Annotated in this window: 16 protein-coding genes and 5 pseudogenes; 8 read left to right on the forward strand and 13 right to left on the reverse strand. The window is 68.1% G+C overall.

What is annotated here, in order from left to right:
* Window positions 1-561: 561 nt before the first annotated feature.
* Together ACZ418_RS41125 and ACZ418_RS41130 are read left to right on the forward strand one after the other, a co-directional pair.
* Entirely contained in the window at window positions 562-1,041 is a 480-nt protein-coding gene (locus ACZ418_RS41125) for a hypothetical protein (RefSeq protein WP_468373509.1), read from the forward strand.
* 136 nt (window positions 1,042-1,177) lie between these two features.
* On the forward strand, window positions 1,178-1,786 hold the full coding sequence (locus ACZ418_RS41130) for a hypothetical protein (protein WP_468373512.1): 609 nt from the start codon (window positions 1,178-1,180) through the stop codon (window positions 1,784-1,786).
* Here the strand turns inward: ACZ418_RS41130 and ACZ418_RS41135 are convergent.
* The 4 genes from ACZ418_RS41135 to ACZ418_RS41150 are packed head-to-tail and all read right to left on the reverse strand — an operon-like array spanning window position 1,780 to window position 3,111.
* Complete coding sequence (locus tag ACZ418_RS41135; RefSeq protein ID WP_468373514.1) at window positions 1,780-2,214, reverse strand: hypothetical protein; 435 nt, start codon at window positions 2,212-2,214, stop codon at window positions 1,780-1,782. The two genes, ACZ418_RS41130 and ACZ418_RS41135, sit on opposite strands and share 7 nt — an antisense overlap.
* Window positions 2,211-2,336, reverse strand: coding sequence for a hypothetical protein (locus tag ACZ418_RS41140; RefSeq protein WP_468373517.1), 126 nt, complete (start codon window positions 2,334-2,336; stop codon window positions 2,211-2,213). The genes ACZ418_RS41135 and ACZ418_RS41140 overlap by 4 nt, the downstream gene beginning before the upstream one ends.
* The gene (locus ACZ418_RS41145; RefSeq protein ID WP_468373519.1) at window positions 2,333-2,692 is read right to left on the reverse strand and encodes a hypothetical protein; all 360 of its coding nucleotides are present in this window, start codon (window positions 2,690-2,692) and stop codon (window positions 2,333-2,335) included. The genes ACZ418_RS41140 and ACZ418_RS41145 overlap by 4 nt, the downstream gene beginning before the upstream one ends.
* The gene (locus ACZ418_RS41150) at window positions 2,620-3,111 is read right to left on the reverse strand and encodes a hypothetical protein (protein WP_468373522.1); all 492 of its coding nucleotides are present in this window, start codon (window positions 3,109-3,111) and stop codon (window positions 2,620-2,622) included. Before ACZ418_RS41150 ends, ACZ418_RS41145 begins: the two co-directional genes overlap by 73 nt.
* A 2-nt stretch (window positions 3,112-3,113) precedes the next feature.
* Between ACZ418_RS41150 and ACZ418_RS41155 the strand changes: the two are divergent.
* Window positions 3,114-3,347 (forward strand): annotated as a pseudogene (locus ACZ418_RS41155) (IS5/IS1182 family transposase); the annotation flags it as partial.
* A gap of 24 nt (window positions 3,348-3,371) precedes the next feature.
* Here the strand turns inward: ACZ418_RS41155 and ACZ418_RS41160 are convergent.
* The 6 genes and pseudogenes from ACZ418_RS41160 to ACZ418_RS41185 form a co-directional block, all read right to left on the reverse strand.
* Window positions 3,372-3,512, reverse strand: coding sequence for a hypothetical protein (locus tag ACZ418_RS41160; protein ID WP_468373525.1), 141 nt, complete (start codon window positions 3,510-3,512; stop codon window positions 3,372-3,374).
* A gap of 357 nt (window positions 3,513-3,869) precedes the next feature.
* Window positions 3,870-4,049: a low molecular weight phosphatase family protein gene (locus tag ACZ418_RS41165; RefSeq protein ID WP_468373527.1), complete on the reverse strand. Its 180-nt coding sequence runs from the start codon at window positions 4,047-4,049 to the stop codon at window positions 3,870-3,872.
* A 41-nt stretch (window positions 4,050-4,090) separates the two neighbouring features.
* Window positions 4,091-4,711 carry a sterol carrier protein domain-containing protein gene (locus ACZ418_RS41170; RefSeq protein WP_468373601.1) on the reverse strand — a complete coding sequence of 207 codons (621 nt, stop codon included), beginning with the start codon at window positions 4,709-4,711 and terminating at the stop codon, window positions 4,091-4,093.
* 12 nt (window positions 4,712-4,723) lie between these two features.
* A complete protein-coding gene (locus ACZ418_RS41175; protein ID WP_468373603.1) occupies window positions 4,724-5,041 on the reverse strand; it encodes a GNAT family N-acetyltransferase in 318 nt (105 codons plus the stop codon).
* The gene (locus tag ACZ418_RS41180) at window positions 4,939-5,256 is read right to left on the reverse strand and encodes a hypothetical protein (protein WP_468373618.1); all 318 of its coding nucleotides are present in this window, start codon (window positions 5,254-5,256) and stop codon (window positions 4,939-4,941) included. The genes ACZ418_RS41175 and ACZ418_RS41180 overlap by 103 nt, the downstream gene beginning before the upstream one ends.
* 26 nt (window positions 5,257-5,282) lie before the next feature.
* Window positions 5,283-6,415: pseudogene (locus tag ACZ418_RS41185) on the reverse strand (IS630 family transposase).
* A gap of 254 nt (window positions 6,416-6,669) precedes the next feature.
* Here ACZ418_RS41185 and ACZ418_RS41190 point away from each other — a divergent pair.
* The 3 genes and pseudogenes from ACZ418_RS41190 (at window position 6,670) to ACZ418_RS41200 (ending at window position 9,248) form a co-directional block, all read left to right on the forward strand.
* Window positions 6,670-6,885 carry a hypothetical protein gene (locus tag ACZ418_RS41190; protein WP_468373530.1) on the forward strand — a complete coding sequence of 72 codons (216 nt, stop codon included), beginning with the start codon at window positions 6,670-6,672 and terminating at the stop codon, window positions 6,883-6,885.
* Between the two features lie 6 nt (window positions 6,886-6,891).
* Window positions 6,892-7,965 carry an alpha/beta hydrolase gene (locus ACZ418_RS41195; protein WP_468373533.1) on the forward strand — a complete coding sequence of 358 codons (1,074 nt, stop codon included), beginning with the start codon at window positions 6,892-6,894 and terminating at the stop codon, window positions 7,963-7,965.
* Between the two features lie 180 nt (window positions 7,966-8,145).
* Window positions 8,146-9,248, forward strand: a pseudogene (locus tag ACZ418_RS41200) (IS701 family transposase).
* Between the two features lie 371 nt (window positions 9,249-9,619).
* Here ACZ418_RS41200 and ACZ418_RS41205 read toward each other — a convergent pair.
* Together ACZ418_RS41205 and ACZ418_RS41210 are read right to left on the reverse strand one after the other, a co-directional pair.
* Entirely contained in the window at window positions 9,620-10,288 is a 669-nt protein-coding gene (locus ACZ418_RS41205; RefSeq protein ID WP_468373535.1) for a response regulator, read from the reverse strand.
* Window positions 10,285-11,481: a sensor histidine kinase gene (locus ACZ418_RS41210; protein ID WP_468373604.1), complete on the reverse strand. Its 1,197-nt coding sequence runs from the start codon at window positions 11,479-11,481 to the stop codon at window positions 10,285-10,287. Before ACZ418_RS41210 ends, ACZ418_RS41205 begins: the two co-directional genes overlap by 4 nt.
* A gap of 122 nt (window positions 11,482-11,603) precedes the next feature.
* On the opposite strand from ACZ418_RS41210, the pseudogene ACZ418_RS41215 reads away from it, so the two are divergent.
* Window positions 11,604-12,158, forward strand: a pseudogene (locus ACZ418_RS41215) (rhomboid-like protein); the annotation flags it as partial.
* Window positions 12,159-12,254: 96 nt separating this feature from the next.
* Here the strand turns inward: ACZ418_RS41215 and ACZ418_RS41220 are convergent.
* Window positions 12,255-12,459 (reverse strand): annotated as a pseudogene (locus tag ACZ418_RS41220) (transposase); the annotation flags it as partial.
* 302 nt (window positions 12,460-12,761) lie between these two features.
* On the opposite strand from ACZ418_RS41220, the gene ACZ418_RS41225 reads away from it, so the two are divergent.
* Complete coding sequence (locus ACZ418_RS41225) at window positions 12,762-13,427, forward strand: hypothetical protein (protein WP_468373537.1); 666 nt, start codon at window positions 12,762-12,764, stop codon at window positions 13,425-13,427.
* The last annotated feature ends 17 nt before the right edge of the window (window positions 13,428-13,444 follow it).

Consider the following 13,444-nt stretch of genomic DNA (forward strand, 5'->3'; position numbering starts at 1 on the left):
AGACGGATCACTCGGTAGTCCAGTCGGCGCTAACGCCCCGACGCCATCCTCTCAACTGAGACGGCACCAGCTCTGAGACAGTCCAACTGTTCCTAACGTCCGGGGTCTGCCCAAGGGCGTGTGTCGTCGCTGCTTGAGTACGCGGTCCGGCTCCCAATCGGGCCCGCGGTGAAGGGCTTCGCGCAGGCCCTGGCCGACCGGCACGGAACGATGGTTTGGGCCTGGAACTCTCCCGGCTGGAGCCGGACGACGGTCGTCCTCGACGTCGTTATCCGGGCAGATGGCTGTATTACCAGCGAAGTTGGCTCCGGAGGGTCAACCAGGGAGTGCACTCGATCGAGCGACCTGGATGAGTGCCCGTCCTGACGTTCTCTCGGGTGGCTGCGCGATGTCGGTTGGCGGGTGTGTCAGCGGCCAGTTGGGACTCCCCGCGTACGGCCAGCTAGACCATCACTCTCTGCGATGATTTCTTGATCAAATGCCTTGCCTGAGTCTCGACCCGGCACGTAGCGTGGCGCGGTCCCGCTGCCGCTCGGCAGCCTGATTGTCGGGAGCTTTGCTGTGAGTCCCCAAGTGCCTGATGACGGCCGTTCCGACTTCGACTTCATCTTCGGACGGTGGCGCGTGCGCAACCGCAAGCTGGTGGATGTGACCGACCCGACCTGCGAGGAGTGGATCGAGTTCGACGCCACGGCCGCCGCTGAGCCGATCCTGGGCGGCCTGGGCAACGTGGACCGGATCTGGACCGACGCTTTCGAAGGCTTCACCCTGCGCCAGTTCGACCCCGAGGCCAGGGTCTGGCGGATCTGGTGGGCCGCCAGCGGCCGCCCGGGACACCTGGACCCCTACGTCGAGGGAGCCTTCACGAACGGGATCGGCGAGTTCCATTGCGACGACGTCTTGGCCGGCCGCGCGGTCAAGGTCCGCTTCCGCTGGACCGCACACCGACAGACCCCTCACTGGGAGCAGGCGTTCTCCTATGACCAGGGTGCCACCTGGCGCACCAACTGGACCATGGACCTCGACCGCATGGAGCTCTGAACTACACCACACTCTCGGTAACCATCTGCGGCCAGATGACTCCCCGTCAACTGGCCGCAGATGGGGAATCTCAGCTGGCCGCCGACACGGGTGCAGACCGTCGGCGACGAGCAGGCGGGGCAGGGAGGAACCGGTCGTGCCGGACGGCGAGTTCTGGATCTTGGACGGGGCGTTCGGACCGGTGAAGCAAGTGATGAGCGAGCATGCGACCGCTGTGCTCCTCCACCACGCTGGCCTCGACGTGGAGTGGAAGGGCGGCAAGACCCCGATGTTCGACGTCATCGGGGAATCCGGCCGCTATGACGCCAAGAACCTGGTTCCGTCGCTCCCCAAGGCCGGCGAAGACAACGCCGGCGGGACCTGGCTGCTGCCGCATTGCGGAGAGAAGCGGTTCGCCACGAGCACGATCACGAGACGAGGGGCGGAGATCATCCGCACTCATCTCGCTCTTACGCGTATCGAGTTGCGGCAACGGTCCCACGTCAACTCCGACTACCTGTTCCAGGCCGACTTCGGCCCGGACGGCTATCAGGTCACTGCCCCTTTCGAACGGATCCGGGTGTCGGCCGTCACGATGGAGGAGGCCAACCGGCATATCAAGATCGCGCCGGTGCGGGGCATGTATGTGGTGTTCGCGGACGACTGGTTGGACGAGCATCTGCTGGGCACGATCTCATCGGAAGGCGAGATCGCGCTCGGACCAGCAGTGGCGTCGCAGCCGGAAGTCCTGACTGGCTCTCAGTGATCAACCCCCGCCTTCGGGGCACCTCGGAGCGGCAGTGCGGTGACCGTGCCGCCGCGGTTCTGTGCCTCACGGAAGGCGATGTTCTCCAACGTCAGCGCTTGGACCTGTTGTGCGAGGACGTCCACCGATCGTCGCAGATCTCGGATCTCTTCGTGTCGGGCCCTGCGGGCCTCGCGCAGTTCGCCCTTCAGTTCCCGGATCTGCTCGCGCAACGTCGCCGGGATGTCCGGGCCGGCGTTCCGTTCCTCGATCTGCTGACGGAAGCGTTCGAGGACGTCGCCGGCGCGGTAGGCCGTCGCCCGGCTCACCCCCGCCTCCCGGGCCAGCGAGGCGACGGTCAGCGCGCCGTCGCTGCGGTCCGGCTCGCCGGCCAGGAGCCGCTCCATCGCGGCCTCTAGCGCCGCGGTGGCCTGCTCGGTGACGCTCATCCGGACTCCGTCCCGGCCTGCTCGTGAGTCCGGCGCATCTGGTCGACCTGCTGCTGCAACGCCGTCTTCTGCAGGGCGGTGATCGGGCGGATCGTCAGCAGCTGCCGGGCGTCGGCGATCACGGACTCGATCGCGCCGCGGTGCCGTGGCAGCACGAGTTGAGGCACTTGGCGGGCTGGCAGTGGTTCATCACCGGCTCGGTGTCCCTCTCGGCGCCGGGCCGGCGGGTCAGGCAGAGCGCGGTGGACGCCTCGAAGTAGCAGTCGTTGAGCACGCCGGGGTAGTAGGTCCGCGCCGGGCTGACCAGCATCGACCGCAGCCGTGCGGTGTCGACCACCTTGCCGGGGAAGTCCCCGAGCTCCTCGCGGATGCGCCCGAACTCCGCCGTCAGGCGGGCGGGCAGCCTCACCCCGGCCTTGAAGTCCTCGTACTGGTCCAGGAAGCGCTCCAGTTGGGCGAGCTGGCGTTCCGTCTCCACCTCCACGCGGAACCCGAGCTGCCCGCGTAGCCCTCGAACATCGCGACCTTGAGGTGCTTGTACTGGATCTTCCCGGCGACCGCCCCGAAGGGCTGGCGGGCGATGTGCCAGGACACCGTCCGCCGGAACTGGCGGGTGCTGAAGTGCCAGGGCTCGCCGTCGACCAGTGGGATCGGGTTATGGGCTCTGACCTGGCCGAGCCGGTCCCGCAGCATGTTCAGCTGACTGTTGATCGTGTTGCCGATGCCCTCGTTGCGCGAGCCGAAGCCGTGGCGGTAGAAGATCCGGTCGCAGACGGTCAGGGCCTCCATCACCTTGACGGCCTCGGCGACCGGCTCGATCACCACCCAGGTGTCCTCCTCCCCGGCCGCCTCCCGGCCCTTGAACACCCGGCTGCGGAGCTTGTGCCGCTCGACCACCCCGCATCGCGCACAAGGGCGAGAAGGCGCCGATCCAGGCGAGCCGGCGGTGGCACGTCGAGCGCACCCACGCATGGCAGAACGCTTTCCAGCGGCTCGCCCGCTGCTACGAGCGGCGCACCACCGTCATCCACGCCTTCTTCGACCCCGCCGACACGATCATCACCGTGCGTAGCCTGATCCGGCATGCATGGACCACTCACCGCTGGGACGAACGCCCGAATCGCCGACCATGACCGCATGCCTATCCGTGCGACCTCTTAGTCCGGAAAAGCGCCGCCACCTTCGCCCTCGCGCTCGAAGCCGTCCTCACCGGCGACATCGCCGGCGCCGCCGAACTGGGCGTCGAGGACCTGGCCCAGCCGTACCCCGGCCGCGGCCTGACGGTAACCCTCGTCCACCGCGACCTCGACAAGGACGTCGTCGACCGCTGAACCCTCACCTGCGAAGGCAAGAGCTGTGGACCACAGCCACTACTGTGGCGACTCGTCTGAGCCCCGCCAGATTTGGAGCAGCCCACGGATGAACAGCGCTCCTTTCCGGCTCGCCGTCACGGGCGGCGGGAGCGGCGGAGGTCGGGGCCGCGGTCGCGCTCGAAGGTGATGTGACGGCGGACCAGGTGCGCAACGCGTTGGGCCCGCTGCTTGCCGATGCCCACCTGCGGTGGGGCATGGCGGAGCGGGCCCGCGCGTACGGACGTCCGGATGCGGCCGACAGGCTCGTGGACGAGATCCTGTCCGTCGCGTCCGGGCAGCCGGTCACTGGTGGCCGACGTGGAGAGCCGTCCCCGCCTCGATGAGGACGGCGCAGGCATTGAACGCCTCCTGGTCCCCGCCCATGGGGTCGGGGACGTCGCGGTCGCCGAGGTAGAGCCCGAGCTTGTGCGCGTTGGCTTCGCCGCAGATCGCGCGGAGCGATTCGAGGACAGCGGTGTCCATCCCGAGGACGTCGTCGACCGCTGAATCCCGAGGGACAGAATCTAGAAGTGGTCGGGCAACCACGGTTCGTGCTCTGTGGTGAGGATCAGTCTGCTGAGCACCTCCTCGGACCTTGCGTCCACTCCGTCCAGGCGTGCTGCGGTCGCTGTCCGGTAGCCGCCGGCGTACCAGTCGGCCCGTTGCCGTCGGGTGAGCCGGACTTCACCAGCGGTGTGCGTCTTGGTGATCTGTCCGGTGCCGCCTTTCACTTCGAGCAGGTACTGGCCCCAGGTCTCGCCGTCTTCGTCTTCGATGTCCACGGGAACGGTGATGTCGAGGTCGTCCGGCCAGCCCCGCAGCCGCACCGCTTCCTCCAGGTCCAGGATGCGGAGCATCCACGGGTGCCAGGCTTTCGCCGTCAGCCGGTAGCGGTGGAGGTCGTGCAGTAACGCCGGGTATGGGGGGAGGGCGGAGCGCCGGAAGTGGATGGCTGGGGCGCGGGTGTGGTGGTTGGCGAGGAACGCCATCATCTCACCGACGGTGTCCGCGTCGGTGGCCCAGAAGTCGTTCACGGTCAGCTGCATCCCGTGGCGCTCGCTGCACTTCATGGCGAAGGACAGCGGCCCCGTGGGGGACTGGGCCGGGCCGAACTGGTACGTGGTCAGCTGCTGCTTGTCATCGATCCAGGCGGGCCATCAGTCCGGGCGCTGCACGGGCCCGTTCCACTGCCGGGCCAGGCGGCGTTGCAGATCGTCGGTTTCCTTCGTACGGCCGTGTTCGATGGGCAGCCCAGAGCGGGTGAAGGCTCGTTTGAGGTCGTCGGTGGCGATGGACCACGCGAAGACCGCAATGGGGGCCTCCCAGCCGAGACGGCGGACGTATCCGCCAGATGTCGTCCACAGCGTGGAGATCACCGCGCCCTGGTCGCGCAGGTGGCGGAGCCGTTCGGCGAGCATGTCGACGGAGAGGCGGGCGCCGCGTTCCTCGGGGGCGACGCACCCGGCGCTGAGCAGGGCGGAGGGTACGGGGCCCCGCCGAAGAACTGCGGGACGAGGCGGCCGAGGCCGCCGGCGATGACCCGCCCGTTCCGGATGGCGACGCGGATGTCGGCGTGCGGGCGCAGGCGGGTGATGTCGCCCACGGGATGGCCGTAGCTGCGGGTGGCGAGGGCGTCGTACTGCTGCCACAGCTCGTCGTCGGCCTGCACGATCCGGATCGCATCAGGCATGTCGCCTCCCCCTTTCTAGTGCCGTATCAAGCAACGTTCGCCCCGTTCACGATCTCGCGGAGCCGTTCGTTGGCGGCGTGCTTGTTCCGCCAGATGATGTAGCGGCGGATCATGCTGCCCTGCTCTTTGTGGCTGGCGTGGTCGGTGCCATCGAGCGCGAAGTAGCGCAAGGCGGTGAACTGGGCCTCGATACGGTTCAACCAGGAGCTGTTGGTCGGCGTGTAGGCGAGCTCGACGCTGTTTGTCGCGGCCCAGTCGCCGGCCTGGGTGTCCTTTTTCGTGGTCAGGTGCGGGGAGAAGTTGTCGAGCACGATCGCAATCCTGAAGTCCGGCGGGTAGTGGCTGCACAGGTAGCGGCAGAACTCCAGGAACCTCGTGCGGTTCTTCTTCGGCTTGATGTGGCCGTAGAGCTTGTCCTGGGCCAGGTCGTAGGCGGCGAACAGGTGTCGGACCCCGTGTGGGCGGGTGTAGGTCGACCGGCGGCGGGGTCTCGCTCCCGGTCGGGGTCCTTGTACCGTCCGCCGCGCTCGGCCCACTGCCGGCCCGGGTGGGACTGGAGGTTGAGCGGGCCGAACTCATCCAGGCAGAAGACGACTTCGGGTTCGCCGTCCTCGGGTAGGACCTCGCCGTCGGCGATCGCGTAGAGGTGCTCGACGCGAGCCTTCTTGGCGGCGTAGTCGGGGTCGCGTGAGGTCTTCCAGGTCTTGATGCGTTGAAACGAGACGCCCTCCTCGCGGAGCAGGATGCGCAGGCCCTCGTGGCTGATGTCGTCGACCACCCCCTCGGCGACCAGGAGGTCGGCCAGTTTGGCCAGACTCCAGGTCGAAAACGGCAGGCCGTGCTCGGCGGGCTTGGACTTGGCGATCTTCTTGATCTCCCGGCGTTCCGGGAGGGTGAAGGTCTTGGGCCGGCCGCCTTTGTATTTCGGGTAGAGCGATTCGAAGCCGTCGGCGTTGAAGTTATGGATCACGTCCCGGACCCGGTCCGCGCTGGTGAACGTCACCTCGGCGATCTTCGTCACGGCCATGCCCGGTGCGGACAGCAGCACCATCTGAGCCCGCCTCCAGGTCACCACCGACCCCGTGCCGCGGCGGAGGATTCGCAGCAGGCGCCGGCCCTCATCGTCATCGATCTCACGGACGCGTACTCGTTCAGCCACCGGGCAAGCCTCCCCGGCCGTCCTGCTTGGATCCGTCCGCCAAGTCGGCAACGGGGCGGACGGTGATGCCGGCCCGGCGGCCGTGTCACCCGAGGGGACCGAGCCGTGTAGGTTCGCCCTGCGCGGGGGCCGGGGGCAGTGCTCGTTGCCGGTTTCGTGCAGTCTCGCCTATGGGCAGCTGCCGGGACCGGCACTTCTCACACCACGACCGGATGGGAAGGATGGGCCGTGTCAGTGAGGCAGGGGAGGACGGGGTGCTGACAAGTCTGACGGTTCCCGTGGGGATGGCCGTGTCCCCGGCTTTCGGCGTCGCGGCCACGGTGTGCCCGCCCGCCGGGGCCCTGATCGCATCGACGATCATCCAGGCCACCACGGTGGCTGGCAGCGGCCTGGGTGCCGTCGGCGCGGCGATCCACCTGCCCGCTCATCGGCGCGGGACACCCTGCCCCGCTTCGCCGGGCTGGGTGTGATCAACCGTGCCAATCGGCTTCCTCACCTCCATCGCGCTGCTGGCACTGTGCACGTTCGCCGCCCTTCGGCCCCCCATGCCACGGCATTCGAGCCCGTCGAACCTATGGTTCTGGCTCGGGCATCTCCTCAACGAGCAGCCGTTCCTCGGCCTGGTCCTGCTGGCCGTCAGTGCCTTTCCGACTCTGACGACTCGGGTCGGTACGCCGGTGTGGTGGCTCGCGGTCGCACTCACCAGCGTCCCAGTCTGCGGCATGGTCGCGCTCGCGGTCCTGACCCGCTCGGCGCGAGGCGTCCTGGAGGCGGCCCTAGCGGCCGACCCAGGCATCCGGACGCCCCACAGCCGACTGCCCCTCCTCCGGGTTCTGTTGCTGCCGTTGGCTTCATGGCGGCCCGGCGTTTGCCGGCTCCGCAACCGCCGGTACGGCGACGCCCGGGCCCAACGCCTCGACGTCTACGTCTCCCGTAGCCGACCGCACGGCGCCCCGATCCTGCTGTATCTACACGGTGGGGGGTTCGTGATGGGCAGCAAGCTCCTCGGTGCGCGACCGCTCCTCTACCGCCTGGCCGACCACGGCTGGGTCTGCGCCAGCGCGAACTACCGGCTGCGGACGGCCTACACCGACTCGCTCGCGGACGCGAAACAGGCGATCGCCTGGCTGCGCGACCACGCCGACGAGCTCGGCGCCGATCCGTCACGTCTGGTCGTCGCCGGAGGATCGGCCGGCGCCCACCTGGCTGCGACCATCGCGCTGACCGACGACTCGATCTCGGGCGCGATCGGACTGTACGGCTACTACGGACCGACCGCCGCAGGCACGTCGGGCACCCCGGCCACCCCGCACGCCCATCTCCATGCCGATGCACCGCCGTTCCTGATCGTGCACGGCACCCTGGACACCCTGGTGCTGGTCGAGGACGCCCGCCACTTCGCGGACGAACTCGCCCACGCCTCCAGCGCACCAGTCGCCTTCGCCGAGCTACCCGGCACTCAGCACAACTTCGACTTCTTCCACTCGCTCCGGTTCCATACCGTCGCCGACGCAGTCGAGGGCTTCGCAGTCTGGGCCACTCGCCGGTGACCCGATAGGCCGAGGCATCGCCGAACCAGGGTCTCGCTCTCGGCGAGAGTTTGTTCTGTGAGGCGAGCCTGGCCAGACTCCTCATTCAGATACGCCACAGGGCGAACGTTGCTTGATGCGGCACTAGTAGGACTCCGTTAGGTCTTCCGGTTCGGGCTGTTCCTGGGCACCGTTGGATGTGTGGATGCACACGAAGTGAAGCGTGTACGGGCCAGGTTGGCGTTATACGTGGCTGATGTGTTCGCCTCGGTGCCGCGCAAGGACCAGCGGGCCAAGGGCGACTGCTACCTGCGGGGACTGATGCTGGACGGCCGCCACAAGTCGATCCAGGCCATGGCCGCTCGGCTGCCGGACGGCAACGAGCAGAACCTCCAGCAGTTCGTGAACCAGTCCACCTGGGATCCCGTGCCGGTGCAGCGTCGGATCTGCGAACGCATGTTGCCGCTCATCGCCCCGACGGCCTGGGTGATCGACGACGTGTCGGTGCCCAAGGACGGAAGAATGTCGGTCGCTGTGGCCCCGCAGTACTGCGGGGCCCTGGGCAAACGCGCCAACTGCCAGGTCGTGGTCAGCGTCCACGCCGCGACCGACACCGCCTCATACCCGCTGCAGTGGCGGCTGTTGCTGACTCAGGAATGGGAAACGGACAAAGAAGTGGCGGCTGGTACTGGACATGCTCGACACGCTGGCCGGCTGGGGCATGAGGCCGCCGGTCGTGGTGGGCGACGCCGCCTACGGCACCAACGCGCACCTGCGGGCCGCCCTGACGGACCGCGGAATCGACTACGTGCTGGCCGGCCGCGCGGATGTGACCGCCCACCCCTTCGACGCGGAGCCCGAGACGCCGGACCGCAGCGGACCCATCGGCTGCCGGCCCCCGGCCTCGCTATCGACAGCCCGCACCGTCGGTGGCGGCCCTGACCGCCGGTCTCGAGCCGCAGGCGTTCACCACCGTCGCCTGGCGGCAGGGCACGCGCGGGGAGTTACGGTCCCGCTTCGCCGCCGTGCGCGTCCGCCCCGCCGTCAAGGCCGTCGAGCGTCCGATCAAAGCCGCTGCATCCTCCAAGCAGGCCTGGTGGGACGGAATCCTGCCCGACTACCGAGAACTCAAGCACGGCCTCGGCCTGGACCACTTCGAAGGCCGTTCCTGGCAAGGCTGGCACCACCACGTCACCCTCGTGACCGCAGCCCATGCCTTCCTCACCGAACAACGGCTGGCCCCAAAAGTCCCCGGGCCGGGCTCACGCTCTACCAGACCCTCGACGCCCTCCAACACGTCTTGAGGTGCTGGACCGGCATCTGCACCACCTGACCCCTGCCCAGCAGGACACACACAATACCAAGATCAAGACAGACCTAACGGAGTCCTATTAGAAGCCGTTGTCCTATCGATCACGAGGACGGTTCTGATCGAACGGGGTCCCTGGGTGGGGGATCTTGGCTGGGTGGGCGTATGAAAGCAGGATCTCCGGTGCAGGACGAGGGTTGCGAAGCCAACTCGAGGGCGTCGGGGTGGGGTACGTCCGGCTCGCCAGGACGGGCGTCAAGCCGATTGGCCCATCCGCGGGTGGCTGGGCTGTGTCGTGCCCCGCGTGGATCGCACCGGCCGAGGCGTGAACCTCCTGCCTAACAACTGGGTCCTGCTCGTCCTGCTTCAACGACGTGCGGGCCCTGCCAGTCCGCTTTCGTAGGCGGCGATGACGAGTTGGGCCCGGTCCCTGGCCCCCAGCTTCGTCAGCAGGTGGCTGACGTGGGTCTTGACCGTGCCGACGGTCAGATACAGCTCGGCTGCGATTTCGTGGTTGGACAGGCCACGTGCGATCAAGCCCAGCACGTCACGCTCGCGGCCGGTCACATCGTCCAGGGTGCGGGTGACCGGGCCTGTGTAGCCGGGGCGGCGGACGTAGGTCTCGATGAGCTTGCGGGTGACGCCGGGTGACAGCAGCGACTCCCCGGTGGCGATCACCCGCACGGCGTCGATCAGGCGTGCGGGTGGAGTGTCCTTGAGGAGGAAGCCCGCGGCGCCTGCGCGGAGCGCCTCGAAGACGTACTCGTCCAGGTCGAAGGTGGTGAGCACCAGGACGTGGACGGGTACCGGAGACGGGCCCCCGAGCAGCGCGCGGATGGCCTCGATGCCATTGAGCCCGGGCATCCGGATGTCCATCAGGGCGACGTCGGGGCGTTGTTCGCGGATCACCCTGACCGCCTGGGTCCCGTCGGCCGCCTCGCCGACGACCTGGAGATCGTTTTCCGACTCGAGCAGCACACGGAACCCGGCACGCACCAGCGTTTCGTCGTCCACCACGACGACCCGCACCGTCATGCGCCCTCCAGGTCGGCGCCCACGGGGAATTGGGCTGTTCGCTCGTCCGTGGCGTACGGCAGGCGGGCGGTGACGCGAAAGCCGTGCGGGGAGAGCGGGCCGGCGTGGACCTCGCCGCCGTAGAGGGCGGCGCGTTCCTTTATGCCGGTCAGGCCGTGGCCCTCGGTGATCGGGGTGGTCGTGCGGCCGGCTCCGGCATCGACGACCGTGAGAGCGACCTCGCCCGGCGCGTAGGCGACCGTCGCCCGGGCGTGGCTGGTGCGGGCATGCTTGACGACGTTGGTCAGTGCTTCCTGCACGATGCGGTAGGCGGCGCGGTCCAGACCTCGGGGCAGGGCGTGTGGGTGACCGCTGGTCGTCAAGTCGACCTGGACGCCGGCCCGTCGGGTCTGTTCGATGAGTGTGTTTAGGTCGTCGAGGCCGCCGGGCAGCCATTCGGCACCGTCGTCATCGCGCAGGACACCTAGCAGTGAACGCAGCTCTCGCAGGGCGTCCCTGCTGGTGGTCTCGATCGCGGAGAGGGATTTCGCGGCCTCGTCAGGTCGGCTGCCGATGACGTGGTGGCCGACGCCCGCCTGGACCGCGACGATGCTCAGGCTGTGCGCGACGACGTCGTGCAACTCCCGGGCGATGCACATGCGTTCCTCGACGAGGAGGAGCTGTGCCCGCTCTTCGGCCTGCTCGACCAGGCCTCGGGTGTAGGCGCGGCCCTGTCTGGTGGACCATCCGATCGCCCAGGCAGCGGCCTCGACGATGAGGCTTTGGCTCATCCCTGGCCACCCCCAGTAGTCGTGCCCTGTTATGCCCTGCATAGGGATCACCAAGGCGAGTTGTGCGGCGCCTGCCACCGCGCTCGCGTACGCCGCGACACGCGTAGGTCGGGCGACCGCCACCCCGTACACCAGCAAGGCAGTCGCCAGCACCCCCGTCAGGCTGAGCCCGCCGTCGGTGGCCATCACCACCGAAGCCACCGCCAGTGCAGGCAGTGGCAGCAGCCGCCGGACGGCGACGGCCACGCCCAACGAGCACGTCAGCACGGTCTGCCATGCCGGCCAGCCCGTGCGGTGCGTGCCAAGCGTCCACCACAAGACGTTCGACGCCATCAGGACCATGGCCAAAAGCACATCCAGCCCGATCAGCTGAGTCGGCGTCAGCCTCCTGGCACAGGACCCCGCGTCATGCCTCACCATCATGCCTCGCACGCATCCGACCCTAGCCGGGAGGGCGATCATCCGCCTCTGTCCAGAGACAGAGATCAGTCGGTCATTCCGTGGCCAGATCCGCGGGGCGGGCACCCTCTGCGAGGGTCGGCCACATGGATCTCTCCCGGACGCCCGCCCGCCGATGGCTTCCCCCTGTGCCCTGGGGCTTCGCCCTGCTCGCCGCCGTGTCGTCCCTGACGTACGGCGGTGATCACGCGGTGAACGCCTGGGCATCGACCAACCTGGCCAATATGGGTGATCATCCTGTGGAGGCGCTCATCGCCTCCGCCTTCCTGTTCGGCGCCGATCCCTGGGCCTGTCTGCGCAGCATCGCCCTGGCCGGGGCCATGCTGGCGTTTCTCGTCATCCGGTTCGGCAACATACGGGCGGTCGCGCTGATCGCGGCCGGCCAGGTCCTCGGCACACTAGTGAGCGAAGGGCTGCTGGCAGCGCGGATCGCGGCCGGCCAAGCAGACCCTGCGCTGCGTGCGACGCTGGACGTCGGCCCGTCCTACGTGATCGTCTCGGCCCTGGCCGCCGTGGTGGCATCGGGGGCTCGGCGGTGGCACCGATGGACCGCGCTCGCCGCGCTCGCGGTGCGCGCACCGCACATCACGAGCGGCCTGACCACGCTGGGGGTCACTCCCGTCGGCCACGTGACAGCACTGTCCACCGGCATGCTGCTGGCATGGGGTCTACGGTCGTCCGACGCCCGCCACCGCTACCTGCACCGACTGACGTTACGCGCAGCGCCGCTTCAGACCGAACTTGGCGCCCTCGCCCCCGTCGCCGGCCCAGATGCCGAGGATGTCGCGGGTGTCGTCCACGGTCACCGCCATCACCACGTAGATGGGACGGTTTGCGACCTGCCCGCCCCTGATCTCGACGTTGATGGCCTCCACGAACAGGACGCGGGTGGACGCGGTCGAGGGGTCGGTTCTGCCATTCGGCCATGCCGTCCATGACTTTGAGCTGTTGTCTTTTCGATCTTGAGTGGTGTCTGTCGAACGGGAGTCACGATCGGGTGATTGCGGCCGGTGCCAGGCCTGGGACCGGATTCAGGTCGTCGCCGTCGAACCCCGGCTGGGCGATGGCAGCCCTGCGGGTGCAGGACTCTGCCGCGCGACTCGGACAAGGCATCGGGAAGGACAGCGCGGGACCGCCGGGCCGTCGGTCTTTGTCGGCCTTGGTACGCCTGGGACGGCTCAGTGATGCCTCCAATGTGATGCGCGGGCATGCTCTCCCCACGGCTACTGAGTAGCGTCCCCCGGGTGAATCTTCACCTCATCAACGATGTGCCCGACGGCCTGACCCGACGGGCGCGGTCCTTTGTCAGCGCGCATGGCGTCAAGGTCGACGTTCGCCCTGTTGAGGGTCACAGACAGTGGTGGCTTCAGCGGGACATCCCAGCAGCGGTGATCGATCGAATGGCGGCCTACCAAGAGCGATGGGGCGGTCTGCTCTTGCCACCCGCACCGCACTACGACGGAGGCCCCAAGTACCTCGATCCGGACTCGCCCGAAGCAGACTCCGCAGGGTGGTGGTTCGAAGCCGGGATGCAGCGGACCGCAGTCCCCTACTCATTCATGATCAGTCCGTCTGGTGAGTTCGGTATCCAGGCAGACAAGTGGGCACCCCTCCATGCAACCATCGAGGGCTGGGTGGAATCGCTCGCCTTGGCTCACCACGCATCTATGTGGGCAAAACAGGTCACCAAGCTCGTCGGCGATGACGTCGATGGCCTCGAGCTGAACGGCTACGAGCCGGTGCGCGAGGTGGTGGGCCTGGCAGATACCTGGTGGAGAGGGCCCGACTCGCTGGTAGCCCTCTATAGCGGGGAAGCTACGTCACTCGACTTCCCGAGGGGCCGCATCGCAGTGATCTACTCCGGCCTAGATGACTGGGGACTGCGAGGAGGCGTGGACGACGATGGCTGACCTTGTCGTTTAACCTC

This window comes from Streptomyces sp. NPDC030820 (genome assembly GCF_055572075.1).

Bases quoted from the DNA above. Each gene is read 5' to 3' on its own strand.
- ACZ418_RS41135 (WP_468373514.1), bottom strand. From the start codon at position 2,214: ATGAGCGTCACCGAGCAGGCCACCGCGGCGCTAGAGGCCGCGATGGAG.
- ACZ418_RS41165 (WP_468373527.1), bottom strand. From the start codon at position 4,049: ATGGACACCGCTGTCCTCGAATCGCTCCGCGCGATCTGCGGCGAAGCC.
- ACZ418_RS41180 (WP_468373618.1), bottom strand. From the start codon at position 5,256: ATGCCTGATGCGATCCGGATCGTGCAGGCCGACGACGAGCTGTGGCAG.
- ACZ418_RS41205 (WP_468373535.1), bottom strand. From the start codon at position 10,288: ATGACGGTGCGGGTCGTCGTGGTGGACGACGAAACGCTGGTGCGTGCC.
- ACZ418_RS41210 (WP_468373604.1), bottom strand. From the start codon at position 11,481: ATGATGGTGAGGCATGACGCGGGGTCCTGTGCCAGGAGGCTGACGCCG.